At 64.2% G+C, this 21,654-nt stretch carries 25 protein-coding genes; 5 read left to right on the forward strand and 20 right to left on the reverse strand.

The annotated features are described in order from the left end of the window. The 15 genes from traN to K426_RS10745 form a co-directional block, all read right to left on the reverse strand. Complete coding sequence (traN, locus tag K426_RS10675) at positions 1-1,104, reverse strand: conjugal transfer protein TraN (protein WP_066556731.1); 1,104 nt, start codon at positions 1,102-1,104, stop codon at positions 1-3. Then, on the reverse strand, positions 1,104-3,026 hold the full coding sequence (locus tag K426_RS10680) for a hypothetical protein (protein WP_066556733.1): 1,923 nt from the start codon (positions 3,024-3,026) through the stop codon (positions 1,104-1,106). The genes traN and K426_RS10680 overlap by 1 nt, the downstream gene beginning before the upstream one ends. A 331-nt stretch (positions 3,027-3,357) precedes the next feature. Further along, on the reverse strand, positions 3,358-4,353 hold the full coding sequence (locus tag K426_RS10685) for a TraU family protein (RefSeq protein WP_145907504.1): 996 nt from the start codon (positions 4,351-4,353) through the stop codon (positions 3,358-3,360). Between the two features lie 29 nt (positions 4,354-4,382). After that, a complete protein-coding gene (locus K426_RS10690; RefSeq protein WP_082748834.1) occupies positions 4,383-4,994 on the reverse strand; it encodes a conjugal transfer protein TraW in 612 nt (203 codons plus the stop codon). 62 nt (positions 4,995-5,056) lie between these two features. Next, on the reverse strand, positions 5,057-5,320 hold the full coding sequence (locus tag K426_RS10695; RefSeq protein WP_145907268.1) for a hypothetical protein: 264 nt from the start codon (positions 5,318-5,320) through the stop codon (positions 5,057-5,059). Continuing rightward, complete coding sequence (locus tag K426_RS10700) at positions 5,317-5,736, reverse strand: hypothetical protein (protein WP_066556741.1); 420 nt, start codon at positions 5,734-5,736, stop codon at positions 5,317-5,319. The genes K426_RS10695 and K426_RS10700 overlap by 4 nt, the downstream gene beginning before the upstream one ends. After that, on the reverse strand, positions 5,733-6,059 hold the full coding sequence (locus K426_RS10705; protein WP_066556742.1) for a hypothetical protein: 327 nt from the start codon (positions 6,057-6,059) through the stop codon (positions 5,733-5,735). The genes K426_RS10700 and K426_RS10705 overlap by 4 nt, the downstream gene beginning before the upstream one ends. Beyond that, on the reverse strand, positions 6,046-8,574 hold the full coding sequence (locus K426_RS10710) for a TraC family protein (RefSeq protein WP_066556745.1): 2,529 nt from the start codon (positions 8,572-8,574) through the stop codon (positions 6,046-6,048). Before K426_RS10710 ends, K426_RS10705 begins: the two co-directional genes overlap by 14 nt. Continuing rightward, complete coding sequence (locus K426_RS10715) at positions 8,571-9,212, reverse strand: TraV family lipoprotein (RefSeq protein WP_066561657.1); 642 nt, start codon at positions 9,210-9,212, stop codon at positions 8,571-8,573. The genes K426_RS10710 and K426_RS10715 overlap by 4 nt, the downstream gene beginning before the upstream one ends. Positions 9,213-9,241: 29 nt before the next feature. Next, positions 9,242-10,585, reverse strand: a complete 1,344-nt coding sequence (locus K426_RS10720) for a TraB/VirB10 family protein (protein WP_082748550.1) — start codon at positions 10,583-10,585, stop codon at positions 9,242-9,244. Further along, the gene (locus K426_RS10725) at positions 10,582-11,349 is read right to left on the reverse strand and encodes a type-F conjugative transfer system secretin TraK (RefSeq protein WP_066556749.1); all 768 of its coding nucleotides are present in this window, start codon (positions 11,347-11,349) and stop codon (positions 10,582-10,584) included. Before K426_RS10725 ends, K426_RS10720 begins: the two co-directional genes overlap by 4 nt. Then, positions 11,333-11,971 carry a TraE/TraK family type IV conjugative transfer system protein gene (locus tag K426_RS10730; protein WP_066556752.1) on the reverse strand — a complete coding sequence of 213 codons (639 nt, stop codon included), beginning with the start codon at positions 11,969-11,971 and terminating at the stop codon, positions 11,333-11,335. The genes K426_RS10725 and K426_RS10730 overlap by 17 nt, the downstream gene beginning before the upstream one ends. Before the next feature lie 9 nt (positions 11,972-11,980). Then, positions 11,981-12,247 (reverse strand): type IV conjugative transfer system protein TraL, encoded by a 267-nt coding sequence (gene traL, locus K426_RS10735; RefSeq protein WP_066556756.1) that lies wholly within the window; start codon positions 12,245-12,247, stop codon positions 11,981-11,983. A 124-nt stretch (positions 12,248-12,371) separates the two neighbouring features. After that, positions 12,372-12,689: a hypothetical protein gene (locus K426_RS10740; RefSeq protein ID WP_066556758.1), complete on the reverse strand. Its 318-nt coding sequence runs from the start codon at positions 12,687-12,689 to the stop codon at positions 12,372-12,374. 196 nt (positions 12,690-12,885) lie between these two features. Next, on the reverse strand, positions 12,886-13,662 hold the full coding sequence (locus K426_RS10745) for a DsbC family protein (RefSeq protein WP_082748552.1): 777 nt from the start codon (positions 13,660-13,662) through the stop codon (positions 12,886-12,888). Between the two features lie 113 nt (positions 13,663-13,775). On the opposite strand from K426_RS10745, the gene K426_RS10750 reads away from it, so the two are divergent. The 3 genes from K426_RS10750 to K426_RS10760 all read left to right on the forward strand — a co-directional run bounded on the left by K426_RS10750 (position 13,776) and on the right by K426_RS10760 (position 15,320). Next, entirely contained in the window at positions 13,776-13,997 is a 222-nt protein-coding gene (locus K426_RS10750) for a hypothetical protein (protein ID WP_145907270.1), read from the forward strand. A 268-nt stretch (positions 13,998-14,265) separates the two neighbouring features. Beyond that, entirely contained in the window at positions 14,266-14,736 is a 471-nt protein-coding gene (locus tag K426_RS10755) for a hypothetical protein (protein WP_066556771.1), read from the forward strand. A gap of 125 nt (positions 14,737-14,861) precedes the next feature. Continuing rightward, on the forward strand, positions 14,862-15,320 hold the full coding sequence (locus K426_RS10760; protein WP_066556772.1) for a hypothetical protein: 459 nt from the start codon (positions 14,862-14,864) through the stop codon (positions 15,318-15,320). A gap of 270 nt (positions 15,321-15,590) precedes the next feature. On the opposite strand, the gene K426_RS10765 is transcribed toward K426_RS10760, so the two are convergent. From K426_RS10765 to istA, 5 genes are all read right to left on the reverse strand, one after another. Then, positions 15,591-15,962, reverse strand: a complete 372-nt coding sequence (locus K426_RS10765; RefSeq protein WP_066556774.1) for a GFA family protein — start codon at positions 15,960-15,962, stop codon at positions 15,591-15,593. A gap of 44 nt (positions 15,963-16,006) precedes the next feature. Beyond that, on the reverse strand, positions 16,007-16,384 hold the full coding sequence (locus K426_RS10770) for a VOC family protein (protein WP_066556777.1): 378 nt from the start codon (positions 16,382-16,384) through the stop codon (positions 16,007-16,009). Then, positions 16,381-17,208 carry an alpha/beta fold hydrolase gene (locus K426_RS10775; protein WP_197672698.1) on the reverse strand — a complete coding sequence of 276 codons (828 nt, stop codon included), beginning with the start codon at positions 17,206-17,208 and terminating at the stop codon, positions 16,381-16,383. The genes K426_RS10770 and K426_RS10775 overlap by 4 nt, the downstream gene beginning before the upstream one ends. Positions 17,209-17,496: 288 nt before the next feature. Beyond that, positions 17,497-18,306, reverse strand: a complete 810-nt coding sequence (istB, locus tag K426_RS10780) for an IS21-like element helper ATPase IstB (RefSeq protein ID WP_009823666.1) — start codon at positions 18,304-18,306, stop codon at positions 17,497-17,499. Then, positions 18,306-19,811, reverse strand: coding sequence for an IS21 family transposase (gene istA, locus K426_RS10785; protein ID WP_009823667.1), 1,506 nt, complete (start codon positions 19,809-19,811; stop codon positions 18,306-18,308). The genes istB and istA overlap by 1 nt, the downstream gene beginning before the upstream one ends. 950 nt (positions 19,812-20,761) lie before the next feature. On the opposite strand from istA, the gene K426_RS10790 reads away from it, so the two are divergent. Together K426_RS10790 and K426_RS10795 are read left to right on the forward strand one after the other, a co-directional pair. Further along, on the forward strand, positions 20,762-21,265 hold the full coding sequence (locus K426_RS10790; protein WP_082748557.1) for an RNA polymerase sigma factor: 504 nt from the start codon (positions 20,762-20,764) through the stop codon (positions 21,263-21,265). A gap of 104 nt (positions 21,266-21,369) precedes the next feature. Continuing rightward, positions 21,370-21,654, forward strand: coding sequence for a FecR/PupR family sigma factor regulator (locus tag K426_RS10795; RefSeq protein WP_066556784.1), 285 nt, complete (start codon positions 21,370-21,372; stop codon positions 21,652-21,654).

The following is a 21,654-nucleotide window of genomic DNA, read 5'->3' on the forward strand; positions in this document are numbered from 1 at the left end:
CTAGTTCTGGATGGTTTGCATATACGCATCGACGCGATCCTTCATGTCGATCTGGATGTCCGACTGGGCGCGCGCCTCGATATCCGAATAATATTCGGACAGATCGATCTTGCTGAAGTCGAGCGCCTGGAATTCATCCGGAGTGAACCCCCGGCAATAGGGGTGCTTGGCGGTACCCCAGCCCAGGCCGTTGAACGACTTGAGCTGCGGGCGTCCCTGCTCCTGGATGATCCGACCCAATTTGGTATTGAAGCAGCAATGGCCCTTCGACTTCTGGACGCAGATGCCGAGAATCTTCGAGCTGCAGTAGGTGCCGACCTCGTGACACATGCCCGAGCCCCGCAACATCCCCACTTCCATGTCCTGCTGGTCGCAACCGGACAGGAGGAAATCCATCATGAAGTTGATCGCCAGGCTGATCGCGATCGACGTCGGATCGATCCCGGCGATGATGGCATTGGCGCCGGCGCTTGCGGCCTGGCTCGCGGTCGCACCTGCCTTGAAGGCCGTGTAAGCCGCCTTCATGCCGGTGAAGACGCCCTTCGCGACGGCGAGCTTGGTCCCGATCGACGAGATCGACGAGCCCATTCCGTCCTTGATGATCTTGCCCCGGTCCTTGCAGCAGTTCGAGAAGGTGGTTTTCAGGCCCGCCGGACGGCAACGGAGAGCGCGGCCGGAGAATATCTCGATCGCGCCTGTACAATTGCCTTCGGCGTCGACCGGCCCGTCGGCCGGGGCGCCGGGATCGTCCACCACCGGCTCATCCTCGATCCCGCTGCCGCCCGTCGTGGTGCAGCTGTTCGGCGAGCAACTCGGCGTGCCGCCGCCGCTCGGGCTCAAGCATTGATATTGCGTGCCCAGCGGACAGCTATATTGCCCACCAGCATCGGCGACGCATGCGGTCTCCTGGATCGGACAGAGCCACGACCCACCCTGCATTTCGGTGCAGCTCGCGGTTTCTCCGGCATCGGCCGCATCCCCGTTTCCGTTGAGATCGGCGGCGCACAGCTGCTGTGCGATCGCCGGCGCCGGCAAGGCCGCGGTGAGCGTTGCGGCCGCGGCAAGCACGGCAATCCAGCGCGCAAGGAAAGGTTTGCGGAGCATCACCGCACCTCCGACGTGCAGACAAGATCCGCGCCGCCGAGACGAACGGTTTGCATCATCACCACCGCTTCGGGGAAATCGTCGAGACAGCCGCAGCCCGATACGATCTCCTCGCCCCGCCCGAGCGGACACACATTGGCGGCTGAGCAGCTGTGATAGAATGTGTCCCATCCGGTCGGATTGTTCTGGCTCGCCCCGATGACGCCCGCGATTGCGGCGTCATTGTTGGCTTTGGGCGCGCGCGTCTTGCAGATGGCCTCGCAGGCCGGAACCGATCCGCGATCGGGCAGGGCAAACGGGCGTGTGGATGTCGACACGCTTCCATCCGACGCAGTTGTCCGGTCGGCCAGCAGCGTCTCGGTCGAATGATCGATGATGTAGGCGCCGCGGCTGAGATCGGGCGGGGTGGGGGAACCGAGATCGACCGAACATCTGTACCGGCGATCCCGCTCGAAGAAGTCGCGGGTGAGCCGTATCGTGCATGTGGCTGTGCCGAACAGCCGCGTCTGCGGAAGTGGCGCCAGGCCGGTCGCCACGCCGTTGCGGAAAGTGTCGACCCCATCGACGCTCTCATTGTCGAGCCGGCATTTTGGGTCGCTGGCATAGCCGGCGCAGAGGTCGACGAGGCGTTCGGAATTATCGCAGGAGGTGTCGACCTTGATCTCGACCATGAGGTAGCCGCTCTTATGCGAGCCCGTCGCCCGAATCCGGGCGTCGATCGTCGCGCCAGCATCCTTGAGCGTGGTCGCGAAATCATAGTTGGGCGCGGCGCTGTAATTGTCGCCGACGCCGCAATCGCCGCTCGGCAGACTGTTGGTGAGCCAGGGGCGTTTGCCGGCGTAGGCAACTGGCGTGCCGTTGAGGCGAGCCTGCAGCCAGTCCGCGGTGAAGATGCTGACGATACGTGCCGACAGGACGCGATCGGGCCGGGTGGTGCTGAACCGCACGGAGTAGGTCGCGGGCGGGTCGTTGCAGTTGCCGGTCCCGCCGATCTGATAGAGCCGGCATCCTGTCCCGCAATCCGAGATGCTCTGGATCGGCCCGCTGGCGGAGATGATGTCGTCAAAGCCGCTCTGAGACAGCGTGACCTCGCGCTCGATGGTGCAGGATCGGGTCTCCTCGGCCTTGCCGGCTCCGGCAGGCGACGCGGCAAGCGCCTGGAATACGCTGTTCGACTGAGACGCGGCAAAGGCATCGCCCTGGATCGCGGTCGGGTTGCTCCGATAGGATGTCGCCGCAACTTCCGGGTTGGCGGTGCAGGCCGTCGTCTGGGCGCCGGTGTAGCGGATCACCGGGCCGTCGATCGAGGCCTGCGCGACACCTACGCGCGGATCCGCGGTCGTGAGCGCGCCGATCACACCGCCACCCAGATCCTTGAGGACCGAGGCGAGGTTGCCCCATGCGAGATTGCTGCCGCAGCTGTTGTTGACGCAGTAACAGCCGGCAAGCTCGGTCTGATCGACCTCGCTCAGCTTCAGGTCGCCGGCGGCCGCGGTGTCCCATTTGAAATCACGGCACTGGTTCCAGGTGCCGGGTTGGCACGAGATCACGCCATTTGCGCAGATGCCCGACACGGGAACGGGCAGGGTCAGTGTCTGATCAAAGCTTCCGTCAAGATCCTTGTCCCGCGAGATGCGCAGCGTCCCGATGTCGCCGGTCGACGAGGGCTGCGCGAGCAGCTCAAGCAGGGTCGCCGTCTTTTGGCAGGCGAGGTTCGGATTGAACGACTTGCTGTTGTCGATCGTGGCGACGGGCTGGCCGGCGAGGCCGGGCGTCACATAATTGTTCAGCAGATCGTCGCTGTCGCCAGTCTTTGCGCGCGAGGCGGTGGCCGCCGCGGTGGCACGATCGTCCATCGTCTGCCCCCATGCCGCAGCGGGCAGTGCGGCGATGGCGCAGCCGAGCAAGAACCCCGGTCTCATGGCCGCCACCGCCGCGGCGCGTACCCACGCGATCCGCGCCGAACGCGCAGCAAGGAACCGACGGGCACATCGGCGTCGAGCGAGGACGTGACCCGGAAGACCGCCTGTCCTTCAAATATGGTCAGCACGGCCACGACGGCATTGGACGCGAGACGCGATGCATCCAAGGCCGCAGGGGAGCCTGTGGCCGTGCTGACCGGGGGTGGAGCGGCGCCGCTTGGGGGGCGCGACGCCGCTCCCACCTCGCGTGACGCCGGACAGCCTCGAGGGCTGTGGCGGGCAGACCGGGCTGGGTCCTGCGGCGGCGCGAGGTGTGGGGAGGATGACCGCGTCACGGGGTGGAAATCCCCGCGCAGCAGATCACCTTTTCGAAAAGCATGAATTGGGCGTTGTCTTCTCCCGGGGCGTGCTTGGCTGAGGACCAGAGCGCGCCGGGGCGGCCGATGTTCACGCATTTGCCGCCCTTGACGGGCTCCATGATCTGGAGCTTGTAGCGCGACTTGGTCCAGATCGGCTGGGGCTTGAACGAGCAGCCGTCGGCCGACGAGACGGTAAGGGCGCCGAGCCGGCCCATCATGAATGTCCCGCGCGCGGCGAGGCCTGCCCAGGCTTCGACACTGTCATCGAAGTGAATGTCGCCGGCGATCGGGTAGGTGGCGCCCCATGATCCCATGCACCAGAAGAGCGGATCGATGACCTTGCCGGCGGCAGCGGCGGCGCTGTCCGCCATGCAGGCGAGCCCCGCGGCCGGGTTGCCGAAGAGAATGCCTTCAGGCTGGATGATCGCGCCCAGTGTTCCCGACTGCCAGGTCGGCAGCACCTCGGTGATCATGGCGACGTCGAAGCCGTCGTCCTCGATGCACGGCAGGTCCGTGAACATGTCGAGCATCTTCCAGACCGGCGAGATATAATAATGCATCTGCGCGAACATCTTGCGAGTGTTCGTTCCGTCCGAAATCGAGGATTGGCTGCCCTGAAGCTTGCCGCCCGTGGGCATGAGGTCGACACCGAGCGCCATCATGCAACCCGGTTCGGTGACCACGTCGACCATCCGGTTGGGCGACCAGAAACTCACCTTCACGCCGAACCAGAAGGTCACGCCCTTGCGGCAGGCGCAGAGCGGATTCGAGGCCGATTGCGCGTCGAGCGCCTTGTCGAGCTTGTCATAGCTGCCGACCCGCACGCCGCCGATCGTGATCGGAAAGATGCAGTTCCAGCGAACCTTCGTGATGGGATTGAAGATGGTGCCCGCCTCGCATTTCGACGCATGCGCGGGGGCCGAGGCGAGCAGCAACGCGAGAGGAACCGCGAGGAAGGCCGCAGCCATCGCCGCGCGAATCCGCGGAAGCCGGATATTCATCGCGTGCCTCCGTCGGACCGCCGATCGAGCCGAACCTCGGAGAGCTCGAGCTTCTGACCAACCTGCCGGACGATCACCGGCGCGACCGTCAGGCCAAGGCGCTGCTTGACCCGTTCCTCCAGGATGAACAGCGCGCGACGGTGCTGCTCGCCCAGGCTGATCGCGTCGGCGTCGCGCGGGCCGCCGGCCGCGAGGAGAATGAAGTCCGCGGGCGCTGCGACGCGCAGCGCCCAACCAAGATCACGCGGCTGCACGATCACGAGCTTCTGCGGCAGGGACACATAGCTGAGCGGATTGAAGGTGAAGCCCTTCGGATAGAGCAGCCGGCCGTCCGGCAGGCGAACCTCCTGATCGAGCGTGTAGAAGGGAACGACGAAGCGGGTCCGGGCGTGCGTTGCAGGCGCGAGATGCGCCGAGCGCATCGCGCTCCAGTTTGTACGTGGCCCAAACCTGGCCGCCAGAACGGGCGGTACCGTCGCGGCGCGCGCCTCGATCTCCGCCATCGCGTCGGGCTCGGCGATGGCCCAGGTTCTGCCGATCGTGCTGCTCGCCGCATGCGCCGCCCGGGCGTGGAGGAATGCGATGGCGAGGCCGATCAGGAAGCCGATCGCAAATATCGACCAGCGTCCGGAAAGGCGCCGACGAAGCCCGAGGAGCCGCCGGACGCCGCTCACTGCCGGCCTCCGCCGCTTGGGCCGAGCGCTCGCCTGTTCGGCTGCCAGATGCTGTCGCTATGGGCCGGTCCGCCGTGGATGGCGACCGCGAAGGCGAGGAGTCCAAGCGTGGCCGTGCCCCCGACGATGACCCGCAACATGCCGTCGAGCTCGACTCCCGAGCACAGGACGAGCCAGCACTGGACCAGCAGCAGCAGGTGCGTTCCGACGAGGAGCCGGACGGCGGTCTGGCCGGGCGTCGCGGAGCAGATTCCCTTCACCGGCGCCGCCTCCATGAAGCGAGTTTGGCGAGGAAGCCTTCGATCCGGGCGGCATGCGTCAGGAAGCCGATGCCGCCCGCGACTGATGCCAACGGCAGCAGCACGAGAACGGCGCATTGCGCGATCGCGGATGGCCTCCCGAATATCATCAAGCCGCCCGCGATGATCGATGCGGCAACCGTCTCGAGGTAGATCAACTGGCGGAACCGGCGCGCGATGACGCGGTTGGTATTGATGACGCCGTCTTCAAGAACGCCGATGGTGCGATTGAGCCGCTCGATCTCGCGTTCGTTCCCGCGGGCGATCCGCACCATATAATCATAGAGCGTCTCATCCGGCGCCCGCCGCGCTTCCGCCGGCCGATCGCGTCCACCGCGCAGCCGTTCCGCACGGGGGAAGGGGAGAATCTCGCTCATCGCGCCCTCCACTTCCTGACCTTGCTCAGAAGCATGCCCGTCACGCCGGAGAGTGCGATGAGGATCGCGCCGGTCACGAAGCAGGCGACAGCGACGATTGCAGCACCTCTGAGCACGATCGCGGTCGGCTGTCCCAGGGCCAGTCCCGCGGCCAGCACGAGGCCGGACATCAGGGTCGTCTCGATGAGGACGAGCCGGAACCGCCAATGGATGGCCTCGGCCTCGGCCCGAATGGCGACCCTTGCCTCGATGATGCGCTCGATTTCGGCATCCTTGCCGAACCCGAGCGCGAACTGGTCGGGATTGGAATTACGCTTGAGCATAGACGGTCTCCCTTTGGCTGCCGGGAAGGATTTCGGCTGGGTCGACCCGGGCGAGCTCGCACACCGCCTCGAGGGGACTGCGGCCCGCGCGGATCAGCGCTTCGAACGCCGCCACTTCTTGCGGCGCGCTGGTGTTGATCCAGTAGGAGAAGGGGTCGACGACGAGCCTGGCGATCCCGAGCCCGAGCGGGCTGTCGATGAAGACCTCGCTGTAATTCGGTTTGTTGTTGCGGACCGACTTCAAGAGGTCGAGCACAAAACCCGAATAATCGAGAATCCTGTTGTCGACGGCCTTGTCGTAGGTCGACCCCTGCAGAAGGAAGCGGGTCGCCGCATTTTCGAGGATTACCTGGCCGGTACCTTCGAAGAGGAGGAGGTCGTTCATCGATTGCAGGACGACGCCGAAACTGCCCTGATATTTCCGCGCGCGGCGATAGCCTTGGCCGAACGCCTCGGCGAGCCGCGACAGGTCCTGGCCCTCGGTGCGGGTCATGAATTGCGCGGCCTCATCGCACAGGACGAAGCGCGGACGATCGCGGGCCGAAAGATAGAGTTCCTGGGTGACGGCGTTAACGACGACCATCACGATGACGTTGAAGAGATCCGGCATCGCCTTCAGTCGCTCGAGCTCGAGCACCACGAATTCATCGGACGAGATGTCGAAGGTCGACGGGCCGTTGAAATAATGGCCGTAGGCGCCGTCGGAACCGAAATCGCGCAGGTTGAATGCAAGCTCGCGGGCAGTGGGCACGAGATGCTCGACCCGGTCGAGGTCGCTCGCGACATTGGTGGGATAGGCGCCCAGCCAGTCGCGCACCGCGTCGATGCCCTGCTCGGATCGCCCGGTCTCGATCGTCCATTGGACCGCCGATTTCAGGAGATTCCACTCCGAGGTGGACACGCCCTTGCGCGTTGCCGCATTGGACATCTCCGCGACGATCGCAACCGCCATGGAGATGGCCGACTGCTTATCGTCGCCGTCCAGGGCAAAACCCATGTCGAAGGGATTGAGGACGAGCCGTTCCTCGCCGATGTCGATGTAGCGGCCAGAGCAAAGCGTGCACAGCTTTCGGTAGCTGCCGCCGATATCGATGATGCGGATAAGCGCGTTCTGCGCATAATATTGCTGGCAGAGATTGTTGAGGAGAAAGCTCTTGCCGGCGCCGCTTTCTGCCGAGACGATGAAATTATAGTTGTTGATGCGCGGGTCGAACAGATCGAGCGTCACCAACTGGCCCTTGCGCCCGGTGTAGAGGAGGGCAGGGCGCCCGCCGCCCCGGAAGTCGGTCTGCGCGGGAGAGAGCAGGACCGCCGCCTTGACCGGCATGCGGAAGTCGCGCTCGAGCATCCGGATCGTGCGCTTTTCGGGATACAGGCCGAAGGGCAGGCTCATCGGCAGCAGGATGGAATTGAGGTAGCTCTCCTCCTGCATCATCCACGGAAGGGGCTCGCTCTCCCACAACCGCTTGGCGCGCGCTGCCATCTCGCGGGCCTGGGCGCGCGTGCGGCCGAACACCCAGACCAACGGGATCACCGAGACGAAGCGGCTGTTGCCCACTTCGTCCAGCACCCAGCCTATCTCCTCGATCTGCTTGCCGACCTCGACGGCGAAGCTGCCCGCCGCCTTTTGCGCCGAGAGGATCTGCGCGCGCTTGTGGATCTCGAACTGGCTATGATCGAACAGGATGTTGAGCGTGAAGAGGAACGGACCCCCGATCTGGTCGCTGTCCTCCGCCGATCCGCGCATGCCGCCGAGAAGCCGGTTGGCGCGTTCGGCCGTGATGCGGCGCGCCGGCGCTCTCGGCGTCAGACAACGCGCGACCTGGTTGCCGAGAAACACCTCGGCCCCTTCGAACAGAAGGTCGGGTCCGGCATCGATGATCTGCTTGCGGATCGGCCGCGCAGGCTCGCCGTCCGATCCATCCGCGAAGACGCCCGGGGCGTGCCGAAACACGCCGTTGAACACCCTGCGATAGAAGGAAACGAGCTCGTCGGGCGCGATCCGGCGTATGCCGAGCTTGGATAGCTGCTCCTCGACCTGGCGACGCAAATCCGCGCCCAGCTTCACGCGGGTCTTGATCGACAGAAACAGGCGGAAGTCCCGGATCGGAATGCCGTGCAGCGCGGCCAGGCCCTGCGTTCCGGCGCGCAAATAGTCGACCGTCCTGCGCGCGGAGGCCTGAATCAGCGGGTCGGGGCGGGTTTTGAGGTCGAGAAAGGTGTCGAGCGCATCGTCGATCAGCGGGTCCGCGAAGCTGTGCAGTTGAAGGACGGTGCCTTCCGGGAAATGAATGTTGAGGAGCCCAAGCAGGGCCTGATGGACATGGGCGAACATGTAGGCCGAGGGCACCAGCTCCCAGGCATGTCCCCAGCCATCGTCGATGCACAGGAAAGCCTCGTCTTCCTCGTTCCAGGACACGAGCGGGAGGAAATCGGAATAGGCGTCGCGCGACACGGCGCGCCGAAGCGTCGCGAAGGTGAGCCCACCACCATGATGACCACCGAGCGGCTTCATGGCCGGGGATCCGCCGGGGCCGCCGGGACGTCCGCCGGCTCGCCTTCGACTGCGCGGTCGACCGGGTTCTTGTCATGGACCTGTTCGAGCACCGGCACCCGCGCGGCAGGCTCGACAGGGTTTACCAGATAATCGCCGACGACCCATTGAGGGCGTTCGAGGATCGAGTAGACGTACCGCGGCATGTAGAGTCGGTCCGGCCGCTCGCGGTCGGCATAGGGGAGGATCAAGGTGCGGACAGTGCGGCCCTGCCGCAGCATGGGTGTGACCGGCGCGTCGATCAGTCCCTGCAGTTCGCGATAAACACTGTCGCGATAGCCGAGATAAGGCGGAGTTGCGCCGCGTTGTGGCCCGCCCGCTTCGGCGCGATTCGGTCGGACTGCCGCGCCCTGCTCGCGAAGAAGCTTCTTGTCGCGGGTCACCGCCGGATCCGACCGCGACGGGACCCCCGCGACCGCATCGGCATAGGCCCGATCGGGATGGATGCACTGGCCGTGATCGCTGTTTTTGCAGCTGAATTTCTCGCTGTAGGGCGACATCATCGAGCCGATCGTGGCGCAGCCCGAAAGGAGGAGCGCGGCGGTGCCGACGACGACCGTCAGCCACAGGCGAGGCCGCCTTGGATTGGATTGAAGCATCGGCTCTTCTCCTTGGATGGTCGGGCGCATCAGAACTTCGCTCCCGCGGTCGGCTTGATTTCGAGAGTCACGCCCTCCTGGATGACGACCACGACGTCCTTGGCGGCACCGACCTCGACGATCGGCCCGGCCTGGCGCGCGAGATCGAGATAGAAGTCGGTGAGCTTGTCGGAGGACTTGGAAAGGCCCCCGGCGATGCCGCTCTTCGCCGCATCGCCCGCGTCAAGCGTGCGGACGCTGCCGAGGGCGGAGGTCGAGACGTCCCCAAAGCTGTTGTCGACGGCATCGGCGAAGCCGCTGATCGTCCCGGCGATGAAGGCGCGGGCCAGCGCCGCGCCCGCGCGGGTGACGACTTTGCCCGACAGGCCCTTCTTGCCGTCGGTGTCGACGAAGAAGCCCTTGATCGACTGGTCGACCACCGAGCGTTCGTCGAAGTCGACGCAGGAGAGCGAGACCAGTTGGACCTCCACCCGTTCCTTGGCGAGGCTACCGGTGGCGTTCCCGATGACGAAGCAGCCGGCAAGGTTCGCCTTGACGTCATTGGGAAGAACCGCCGGTGCCTGGACGCGCGCGATCAGGGGCTCGGGATTGGAGGTCGCGTCCCGGCTGGCCAGCGCGTCGATCCCGGTCAGGAGACGAGCTCGCATGAAACCAGGCGGTAAATAGATCGTCCGATTCTTTTTTTTGGCGCCGTCGGCCGCCGCGCTCTGGCCGTTGCCGGCGGCCGGCACGATGGCGCTGGTCGCGGCGCCGATTGCTCCGAAGGTTTTCTCGACAGGTGGCGCTGGCGGTGCCGCGGGCGGAGTGGGCGGTGCCGGCAGGGTTCCGGCTGCACTGTCGATGTCCGCCTGGTCAGGGGATGGCGGGAATGAGGGCGCTGCTCCCGGCAGAGCTGCCGGCAGCTCGCCACCATCTGTCACGCCCGGCGGTTTGCTTCCGGGCACGACCTTGCCTTCCTCGATCGCGGTGATGCGCTCGCCAAGCAGCGATTGACCGTCGAGCACCTTCTTGAGGTCGCCGCGCAGCTTCGTCTCGAGGCTGTCGCCCCGCAGGCCGGCGCCCATGTCGAGTTTCGAGGCGGCCGGCGCAGCCTCGGGCTGCGCGTGATTGGCGGTCGACGCGGTGTAGAGGCCGTAGCCGAGAACCGCGACCGAGGCCGCTACGCCCAGTTGCTTCGCGCGCAATTTCTGGCGCGCGTTGAGAGCGGCCCAGCGCGCTTTCAGGTCGAGCAGCGCCGGATTGCGCGTGCTCCCGTCAAGTTGATCGGCCGCGGCGGCCTCGGCGAGATGGGTCTGATAAGGCCCTTGGACCGATTCTTCCGCACGGCCGGTACGGCCAGTGCCGGTCTCCACCGGATCATTTTCATCGGTCATTGGGCCGCCTCCCGACGGACGACCACGAGACGAGCCGTGTCGCCGGCCCTGAGCGTGAGGCGGTCGGCGCTGACCGCGAAGATCCGCGCGCCAAGGGCGCGATCGAGAAACTGGCGCTCGTCCAGCGTGGTGTCGGCAGAGACCTCGACGCGGTACTCCGAGGCCGACAGGCCGGCGCCCTCGACCTCGAGGCGGCGGCGTTCGGTAATGTGCGCGCCAGGCAGGCTCGACAGGAGCACCGCGCCGGCCTGCGGCGCCACCTCGGTGAAGGTGGCGGGAATGCGTTCCTGAAAGATGGCGAGCGTGATCGAGACGGCCCGCTCTTCCTCGACAAGCGGTCCCAGCAGTTCTTCGTTCGCCCGGGCGCGCTGTGAGGCGCCGGGCACCAGGCTCACGGTCTGGGCCGGGATATCGGAAGGCTCGGCGTAAAGCGGGTAGATCGCGCCATTGCAGGAGACGAAGAATTCCGATGGCGTGGTCACATAGCTGCGGGTGACCTGGCCCAAATCATCGGTTTCCTTGACGAGAAACTTGATCCACGCATCCGAGCCGCCCTTTTCGACGGCGATCGCCTTCTCGGCCGAGAACTTCACGTCCTCGATCTCACCGCCGACGCAGATGACGTGGTTGATGTCACGGTTGGACAGACGGATCGCACTCCTCTGATCCGGCAGCGCGGTGATTTGCTGCGCGCCGACAGGCACGCTCATCAGGAGGATCGCCGGCAGTGCGAGCGCGCGCGTTCCTCTACCGAAGCTCGGCATCGAAATTCTCCTCGGACAGGCGGGTGAGCCAGAAGCGGCCGTTGTCGATCGCGTAGCCGATGCGTAGCGTGCCCCGGAATTTGCGGATGACGCCGCCGATCACGCGGACCTTCTCGACCGGCACGACGATTTCCGTATCGGTCCAGGTCACCGGCTGATCGGGGCGAATATAGGTCGCGATCGAGAGCGTCGGGTTGTTCGCGAGTTCGTCAAGGATCGCGTTCAGATTGTCGCGCATCCCGTTATAGGCCGACGGGTGGACGATCGAGAGCAGCTCCTGGAACTGCCGGTCCGCCGAATAGGCCGAATAGGTGCCCGACAGCGTGACGATGTTGCGCGTGATCGTTCGCAGATAGGCGGTCGAGGGCTTCGAGCCCGTCACATAGAGATCACCGCTCGCGCCGAACGGAACCACGACGGTGCGCCGGTTCTGGTCGGAGGAATAGACCACCGCGCCCAGCACGGCCGTGATGCCGAACAGCCCGACGATCGCGAATTTGAGAAGCCGGTTCTCCTCGAACAGGTTTGAGCTTCCCTGCAGATAACGGTGGATGCCGAAGCTGGCGGGTTTGCCGATCAGAGGATCGGCCTCCGGCCCGGTGCGGCGGTTGAGGAATGACATGGCGCCAGCTCACTCGAAGAAGCGGGTCTGGGTCGGACCCGGATAGTGACGAAAGGAAAGCAGGCCCCAGCGCCACGCGAGGTGGGGAAGGAAGCCGCGTGGCTTCGATCGCTTCCACGGGATGAAAAGGAGAAGGGCGCCGATGAGCATCCAGCCGATCACCCCGCCGACGATTGCGGCGACGAAGATGGTCGACAGAACCAGTACGAACTCGTCCGCCGCGAACCACAAAATCTGCGTCGGGCGATGGAGATACTGGGGCAGACGTTCGTCCAACGTCCTTCTCCTCTTGCTTCATGCCCCCGGCATGGGGGCGGTTTTCCCAGGGAGCCGGTTCATCGGCGCCCCGGGTTCGTGAGGCCGCGCCAGCGCTCGCGGGACGGGGGCGCGGCCAATCCGGTCAGATCACCATTCCGAAAGTCTGGAGGATCGTGTCCGATTTGATCAGGCAGACCGCGGCGACGATGGTCGGGATGCCGACCATGACGTTCGAGAAAAGCCGCGAGACGCCGAACAGGAAGGCCGCGACACCGCCGACAAAGCCGAGCGGTCCCTTGACCCCCTTGTTGACCACGATGTCGTAGATGTCGTAGCCGAGGTCGCCTGCGGCCGGGGCCGTGAAGGCATGGGCGCCGCCGCTCGCGAGCGCGAACATAGCAAGCATAGGCAGCCCGGTGCTGGCGTAGGAGACGGTCCGACGCCCGATTTTCTTGATCATTGCGCATACTCCGAGGATGTGGGAGCCGTCCGGAAGCATGCCTGCGGACCCCGAATGGGCTCGTTGGCGGCCGATGATCGTGTCGGACGGCTCCCATGGGCCGCGACCATCGGCATCTCGACACGCCAGGCCGGCGCTGGGACGTCGCGTTGGACGCCAGACCGGTCGGACGGCCGCCAGAAGTGGGTGAGGTGTTTCAGCGGTTCGCATGCGGAGCCGCCTTCGCGGCCAGCTTGGCGCGAGCCTGATCGAGAAAAGTCTCGAGTTCGGCCTGCTGAAAACCCGATATCAATTGACCGTCAGCGATCAGCGTCGGCGTGCCGCTCACACCGATCTTGCGGACGAGATCCGCATCGGCCTCCACCTTCGCGTGGCCTGCCATGCACTTATGCATCTGCGCAGGCTTGGCCCCGGCGTAGACGGCCTTGAAGGTCGCTTCCTTGTCCGGTGAGCAGAGGATGTGCTCGGCCTTTGCGGCCGCATCCGGGTGAATACCCGAGACGAAATAGACCAGCCGCCGCACGGGCTTGCCCTCCGCGGCCTTGGTCGCCCAGAAGCGCTCCAGCGCCCTGCAGTAGGGACAATCGGGATCCGTGAATTCGATGATCGTCGGCGCGCCGGCGGGTCCAATGGTCAATGCCTTCGCCGGATCGATCGCGGCGAGATGCTTCCTCGCGGTCGCCTCCTGGGCCAGCGCGGTGACGTTGGCGCCATTCTTGTCGTAGATCGACGCGAAGAGGATGTGTTCGCTCTCGGGGGCGAAATAGATCACGCGGCCGCCCGCGATCGCCTGATAGATCGGTCCCTTGACCGGCGCCGGGCCAAAATCCTCGAACTGGAGATTGGTGAAGGTCTGGTGCAGCTGCTGTTCGGCTTCGGCCGCCGCCTGCGCGAGCGCGGAGCGATCGTTGCCTTTGTGGGTTGCCGGTTCTTGGGCGAGGGCAGGGGCGGTGGCGATCAGCAGCGCCGCCATACCGGCGCCGCCGGCGTGACGCTTAATCCAATGGGGCATTTGATATCTCCTGAGGTATGATGCTCGAGGATCCGGTCACGAGGCTGCGATCGAGATGGACCGAACTTCCCAGCATGAGCTGCGCTGCCGGCATCGAAAGGCCGGCGGTGGAGGCGTTGCCGCGGCTGCGGATCACGAAGTCGGTTGCGGCTTCAGTGATCGTAAGCCGTATCATCTGCGGTGCCGGCGCGGGGGAAGCGCGCGGCGCGGCGCAGCCCATGACCGTCGCCGGGAGAAGCAACGCGACGGCGATTGCCTTGTGTCTGTTGGGCATCGGGCTGTCCCCCCTCGCGTGAAATTCGGAAGCCTGCAGCTGGCGCACGGACTGGCGTTCTCCGCGTCCGTTCGTGCGCCATGCCGAGGCGTCCTCGACGTGCGGAAGGAATGATGTGTTTCACCCTGAAACAGCAATCGGGTAGACACTGACGTGTGAACCTGGACACCTCAGTGACGTATTCGCCACTTCAGTACGCATCTGCTCACTTATGTGGTGATTTGGCCTGGTCGCCGGGAGCCGTCGCTCGTCCGTTTGGCCGAGGCCAATAGAGAGGAACGAATCGCACCGTGGGCCGTCCATCGAGAACCTACGCGCTCAGGATGTCACCAGCTGGAGTCGAGCTCTTTCTCGATTGCCACCATCGCCTGTGCAGGCTGACCCATCAGTTGCTGCCCTATGGCCAAACGCTGTTCGCGGCCATGATGCACCTCAGCCGCCTCGACGCCGTCCTCATCATGGACGACCTCGCAACCTTCAAGGCATCGGGGCTTGCGGGTCGCCGCAATTGCTTTGTCGGCGCCCCATCGTGCCTAATGGATGTCGTCTCGCGGATTTCTACAAGCATTGCCGAGCAATTGCCCGACAATCGGCGTCCGATCATGACCTCCCGACTCTTCATCGTTGCGCTCAGACGCTTTCGAGCGGCCGACTCGGACGACTTGCTGCGTTCCTATGAACTGATGGTCGAGGAGGCCGGCCCGATGCTTAAGATTCCTAAAGACTGGCGCGACATCAGGCGCTCCGAGGCAGGGCATTGATACGCTACACATAAGATGCGGCAACATTGGCCTATTCTCTCGTTGACCTGCGGATATGTATCTTACACAAATCTGCAGCATCGAGCAGGCCGTGGCGGGCTGAAAGCTACCTTCGGGAGAGGGAGATGCCGCTTGCGCGCGATAACAAAACCGAAGAACCAGTCTATTTGTCCGAAGTCAAGCGGCTGTCAGGACAGCGCATAGAGCAGGAAAGACGGCGACGCGGGTTGAGCCAATCTTTCATGGGTACGAGGATAGGACGGGGAACGACCTGGGTACGCCAGATCGAATCTGGTTGCCCCAAAGTTCGCCTGGATGATCATGTCCTTTGCTATGACTTCTTGAGCATTTCTCCGCTGGCGATCTTCATCCCTCTTCTCTTTCTCCTTCACGGCCGCGAATGTCCGCCGCATCTTCTGTTCGGCAACCTCAAGCACCTCGAAGAGGCGATCCTCAACTGCGTGATCAACTGGAACCTTAGAAATCTGCGTGGCCTTCTGCACCAACAGCCTTCGGATGAGCCGGAGGAGGCGATGGCGACAGGCCATAGCGAAAATTCGGTGTGCGCCGCGGATCGGCCGTGAGTCTCACATTTGCGACTCGAGGACCCTCGCTGACCACTGTCGGTAGCCTGAGCCTCTATTAAGGACGGCGTAACGCCTTGGCGTAAAAGGCAATCGCCGCGGAGGCATCCTCGAAGTAGATCTGTGGAATGGCCACATTGCGGTAGCGATAAGTCCGTAGCTCGGTTTTCTCTGGCACGGTCGTCCGTCTTCCCATTTGAGTTTCGAGGAGGTTCGAGCGAGCGGCGGACGATGCGATGCGATGCGATGCGATGCGATGCGCGGAGATGCCTACCAGAGGTTCTTGCCGTCAATGACCGCGACTGGCCAGTCGGCTGCCTCGAAGTCGTCGATGAGACGCGCATTGAGCGCGATGCGCCGGGTCTTGCCGTCCCATGAGCCGTCCTTATCGAAGGCCGGGCTGTCGGCGTATGTGTCGCATCCGCACGCGCTGCAGAAATGGTTGGCGACCTGCTTCGACCGCCAGCGATAGGCCGCGTCGCTATCGGCCTGCCGCACGGTGAACTGATCCGGCCGGTAATAGGCGAAGAGGTGCCCGCGCTTCGAGCACAAGGAACAGGTGCAGCGGGTCAACTTTTCGGGAAGCTCGGCATCAACCTCCATCACCGTGCGTCCGCAATGGCATCGTGCCGTGATCGTCATGGACTCCTCCAAATCTTGCTCGATGAAGACTTCCTCGCTCTCGCTCAGTCGTAGCGGCTGACTTCCACCAGGTTGCCGTCCGGGTCACGGAAGTACATCAACATCATTCTGCCCTGCGCGCCTTCGCGCTCGATCGGACCGAGCTCGATCGCGACGCCGCAGCTCTCGAGATGCGCGCGTACCTCGTCGAGCGGTCGTTCGATGACCAGGCAGAAGTCGCCCGCGCCGGACGTCGGCGCGACAGCCTTGGGGTCGAACGTGTGGCCGACCTCGTGGACGTTGTTCTTCCGACGACCGAAGGTTAGCGCGGCGGGCCGCATCGCCGCGCCCACCCGGCGAAAGCCGAGCGCACGCTCATAGAAGGCGCACGTCGCCTCCAGGCAACGGCCGGTGAGAACCAGATGGTCGATGCGGTCGATCATGCTGCCTCTCCGAAGAAACGAAGGAAATGTGCGGCGACCGCATGGGGCTGCTCTTCGGGTATGAAGTGACCGCAGGGCAGCACCTCACCTTCGACCTGGCTGGCCCACGGCCGCCACAGCGCGACGCCGTCCTTGCCCTTGAGCGAACCCTGCTCGCCCCACAGGACCAGCAACGGCATCGCCAGCTTACGTCCGCGGTCGGCCTCGTCCAGCTCGCGGTCGATGCCCCAGCCGGCGCGATAATCCTCGCACCAGCCCCGCACCGTCCCGGATTGCTGCGCGCAGGCGACATAATCGGCGACATTCTGCTCTGGAAACTCGAATCCCGGCGCCGACTGGTGTTCGAGGATGTAGCGCACGAACCATTCGGGATCGGCGCCGATCAGCTTCTCGGGCAAGCCATCCGGCTGCGCCAGGAACGGCCAGTGCCACGTCGCGACAGCTTGCTTCGCTCCCATGCTGTTCCAGACATCGGCGGTCGGAACCACGTCGAGGCTGGCGAGCCGCGTCACCACTTCGGGATAGTCCAGCGCGAGCCGATAGGCGACGCGGGCACCGCGATCATGCGCGCCGACCGCGAACCGATCGAAACCGAGCGCCTTCATTGCCAGGATTTGGTCCTGCGCCATCGCCCGCTTGGAATAAGCAGCATGCTGATCGCCGCCCTCCGGTTTGCCGCTTCGGCCGTAGCCACGCAGATCGGGCATGACGACGGTGAACATCTCCGCGAGCCCAGGCGCCATCGCCGACCAGCACATGCGTGTCTGCGGCCAACCGTGGAGCAACAGCAAAGGTCGCCCGCTGCCGCCGACGAGGGCATCCACTTCGATGTCCTCGCCCGGAAGATGCCGACGTGTAGCGCGACGATTACGGAGTCCGGTCGGCGTCAATTATGATGGCCGATAGGTGGCCGCGCCGGTTGGTGAATTCTGGCTACCATTTGCTGTTGCGGGAGCAACCGTCGAGCGACAATTACGACGCTGGGTAATTGTCGCTGACGCTGGCCGGAAGCGAGGGTCTGAAGCGCATGGGATGGTTGGCATGTAATTGCCGCTGGCGACAATTACCCGTTGCCTCAGCAAGGGTGCTCCCGAGCGCGAAGCCAGCGACAATTATGATGGCCGGTCCGGGGCGCCATTCGGCGGGTCGTAATCGCCGGCGTTGATACGGGCGACGGCGGAACGTTTGCGGTAGCTTTCGCCGTTCATCTCGATGATGATCGAGTGGTGCACGAGGCGGTCGATCGCGGCGACAGTCATAGCGGGATCAGGGAAGACGTTGTCCCATGCCGAAAATGGCTGGTTGGCGGTAATGGCGAGCGAGTGGCGTTCGTAGCGGTGGGCGATGAGCTCGAACAAGGCGCTGGTCTCGACCTGGTCCTTGCGGACGTAGGACAGATCGTCGAGCACGATGAGATCGAACTTGTCGAGCTTGTCGAGCATGGCGGGTAGGCTGAGGTCGCGGCGCGCGGACTGGAGCTTCTGGACCATGTCGGTGGTGGAGCAGAACAGGACGCGCCGCCCCGTGTCGATGAGGGCATGACCAATGGCAGCAACTGCGTGCGTCTTGCCGGTCCCGCTCTGGCCGAACAGCAGCAGGTTGCCGCCGCTCTCGATCCAGTCGTCACCGGCGGCGAGGGACAAGAGGTGCGGTTTGCGGATGCCGGGGGCTGCGTCGAAATCGAAGGTGGCGAAGGTCTTGCCTGCGGGCAAGCCGGACTGGTCGCGATGGCGCTGGATGCGCCGGGAGGAGCGATCGGCCATCTCGATCTCGAGAAGCGAGGCCAGCAGGTTGGCGGCCGGCCAGCCATCGCGATCGGCGGTGTCGGTGAGGCGCTTCCAGTTGCGGTTGATACTCGGCAGGCGCAAGGCCTTGAGCAGGGTAGGCAGCACGGCGGCGGCCTGGTCCTTGGTGCGGGTCATCAGTACACCTCCCCGCTGGCGATCAAGCTGTTGTAGCTGTGCAGATCGGGAGGCGGGATAGTGACATCGCGCTGCGATCTTGCGGTTGGCAGGAACTCGTCCCTGAGCGCATCGACATCGGGCAAGCGCCCTCTGTCGAGTGCCTCATCGATCCGCCGGGCCAGCACGTCGACACAGTCGCCCCTGGCGGCGATATCGAGCAGCGCGACGGCATCGCGGCAGGCCTGCCGTCCATCGAGTTGGGCATCGAAGGCTTGCCAGGCCCGCCGGTAGGCGTGATCGGGGAACAGGGCTTCGCGGTAGACGAGGTTGCGCAGCGCACCAGGCTTGCGGCGCAGGTTACCGATCATGTGCCGGAAATCGATGCTGTGCCCCCGGTGGGGATGGCTGATCCGCACACGCGGCGTGGACATTACCCTGTCCGGACCGAGGAAGAGCTCAATGCGATCGTCAAAGAGATGCGCGTTGAGGCGCCGTCCGACGAGGCGGGAAGGCACCGAATAGGTAACCCGATCGATGGCGACGGTGCCGTTGCGGGTGACATCGACGGTGACCATGGCGAAATCGGTGGTTCGCCTTGCGGGCAGCGCCTTGAGTACCCTGCGTTCTGCATCGATGTGCGCAGCATGCCGCCGGTTCTGTCTGGCGACCTGCGCCTCAACGAACTCGCGCCAGGCCTCGATGCTGACGAAATCGCGGCTTCCCCGCCGGCGTAAGGCCTGATCGAGCCGTCGCTTGAGATGGGCATGGGGACCTTCGATCGATCCGTTCTCGTGCGCCTCGCCGCGGTTGTTGCGGGTAGCGAGCATGCCGTAATGACGGCACAGCTCGTCATAGCTTCGGGTAAAATCCCGCTGCGCATCGGCGTCGAGGTTTTTGTAGGCGGCTGACAGGGAATCGCTGCGGTGTTCGGCCGGCGCGCCGCCCAGCTTCCACAAGGCATCCTGCAGGTGCTCCGAAAGGGCGGCAAAGCTCTCCCCGCCCAGCACGACAGCCGCATGCTCCCAGCCACTCGCCGCCAAGCGGAAGTGGTAAAGGCGATAGGCCAGGGTCTCGCCGGCAACGGTGACCTTGAGACTGTCGCATACCGTGAAATCCGACAGGCCCTGCCGACCGGGCTCATGATGCTGCGGGAAGAAGATCTCCTTCTCGCCGCCGTGCAGTGCCCGCCAGCGGGCGATCCGGCGTTCAAGTGTTCGTCGTATCGCATCGGGAACAGCATCCTCGCCGAACTCGTCCTGGAGCGTCTCGAAGACCGTGACGGCAATGATACCGTCGATCTGGAGCAACTCCTCGACGCGTGGCCAGAATGGCTCGAGCGGATCGGCGCGGGTGCGCCAGTGGCGCTCCTTCTTCTTCTGGGACGGAAGCTGCGGATCGTTCTCGATCCGGCGTGCGCTGCGCTCGCTGATACCGGCCTTGGCAGCCGCGACGGCCTGGGTGTGTTGGCGACGATGGGTCATGAAGAGAAATACCTGCTGATCGGAAATGTGGTGGCCCGGCATCGCAAACCCATCGCTCGTTGTTCGATGAGTGTTCCGATACCACCGCCCGCCACAGCCCCGATCAGCCCCCCCGAAAGAAGGGGAAAAAGATCGCCACCGGTTGTCTGGTCCGCTCTCCGGTCGGGGCTACGCCCCTCCCTACGATCAGCCCAGACAACCGATCCTACCGGCCATCATAGTTGCCGCTCAACCGGCCATCGTAGTTGTCGCCACGCAGCCGACGCGCAAATCCCTCGATCGAACCGTCAACCATGCAGTTCTCGCCTTTCGCCAATCGACAATAACTCTAACCGAGGCTGATTGTTCTCAGGCTCCGATGGCTCTCGGACAGATGACACTTGAAGGATGCTTGTATGATCAGCCTTTCCTCGCTGCCCGGAATGCCCCGCCTTGGGCCGGCGAGTTCCCTGTCCCTAGCAAAGCGGTTGCGGTGAGACTCTCCGGCGAAAGGCGGAGAGCGGCAGCCTCTGGCGGTGCCAGGCTAGTATGAACGGCGATACGTACTCGTTATGTTTGTCCTGCATGGCACGATCGCCGGAGCCATTGCGCAAGATGAGTGAGCCGGCGGCAGGTCACGCCTCGTTTCCTCCAGATGTGCGGCGTTTGCCCGATAATGGCGACATCGTTCGGAACGCTACAGAAAATGCACATCGACGCGCATTGAAGCCCAACTGTGAGCAATGCTTGGCGAGACCAACCCCGGCGAAGTCGACATGCATCGCAGCCATCCGGGATTCTACGGATCGGCGGCTACATGGAATTGCGGGATAGCCTGAGCTCTTGAATCCTGCGGACCTGAAGGGTGCGGCGCAGTGGCGGACTTCTCGGCAATTTTCAGATGATCGGCTGGTTCCGACATTGTGGTGCGAACGCGCTCTATTCTCCTGGGCGGTCAGCTAGCCAACTCATTCGGAACTGTCATCTCACCGGCGCAGAAGGAAGGATCCTCGATGCCATCTAATGCCGCCGCTCTTACCCGGTTGATGTTCGCGGAGGAACGGGCGCTGAAGCGGCTTTTTGCACGCATGGTTGAACGCGAAAGCCTCGAAGACACTCTTCAGTCCCTTTGGATCCGGGTGCAACGCGTCGCGGATGACCCGGCTATAGAGGATATGGGGGCGTTCCTGTTCTATCTTGCGCGTTGCGTCGCGCTCGATCAGGGTAGGGCCGAGGCGCGCCGCAAACGGTTACAGCGGGAGATCGAGAGTATCGTCTGGGGCGTGGATTATGTCCTTCCAGTTGACCAAGTCGCGATTGCGAAGGACGGCCTCAGTCGCGTTCTTGCGCGGGCAGAAGCCCTGCCGGAGCCAACCCGCACGATCTTCTATCTCAATCGAATGGAAAACATCCCGCAGCGCGATGTCGCCAAACGGCTGGGGGTCTCCCGGACCACGGTCGAAAAGCACATGCGGCGCGCTCTCGCTGCTCTCTGTGCGGCGCTGGCGGAAAGCTAAGCCGCATTTTTCTTAATCAGCGGTTAGGCAATCGGTTCCCGCCTTCGCCCTACGAATTGTAGGCACGGATCTGACCGCGCCTTGCCGGGGAATTCGATAGGCCGATGCATGAACGCGACCCTGGACCCACCTCCGCCGCGCAAAGTTGGGTCGTGCGCCTCACTTCTGGAGACATGAACGACCGTGAGATGCGGCGATTCCGCGATTGGGTCGCGAAGCCGGACAACGAGCGGGCGTTCCAGCTCGCAGTGGCGAATTGGCGTACACTCGGCGCGCTCCGTGAGGGTCTGGCCCGCACGATCACATTGCCCTCTGCGAGTTCGGTGATGCGACGCAAGCTCACGCGTTGGGTGAGCTTTATGATCCCTTCCCTTAACCGAAATGGCTGA

Source organism: Sphingobium sp. TKS, assembly GCF_001563265.1.
Taxonomy (GTDB): Bacteria; Pseudomonadota; Alphaproteobacteria; order Sphingomonadales; family Sphingomonadaceae; genus Sphingobium.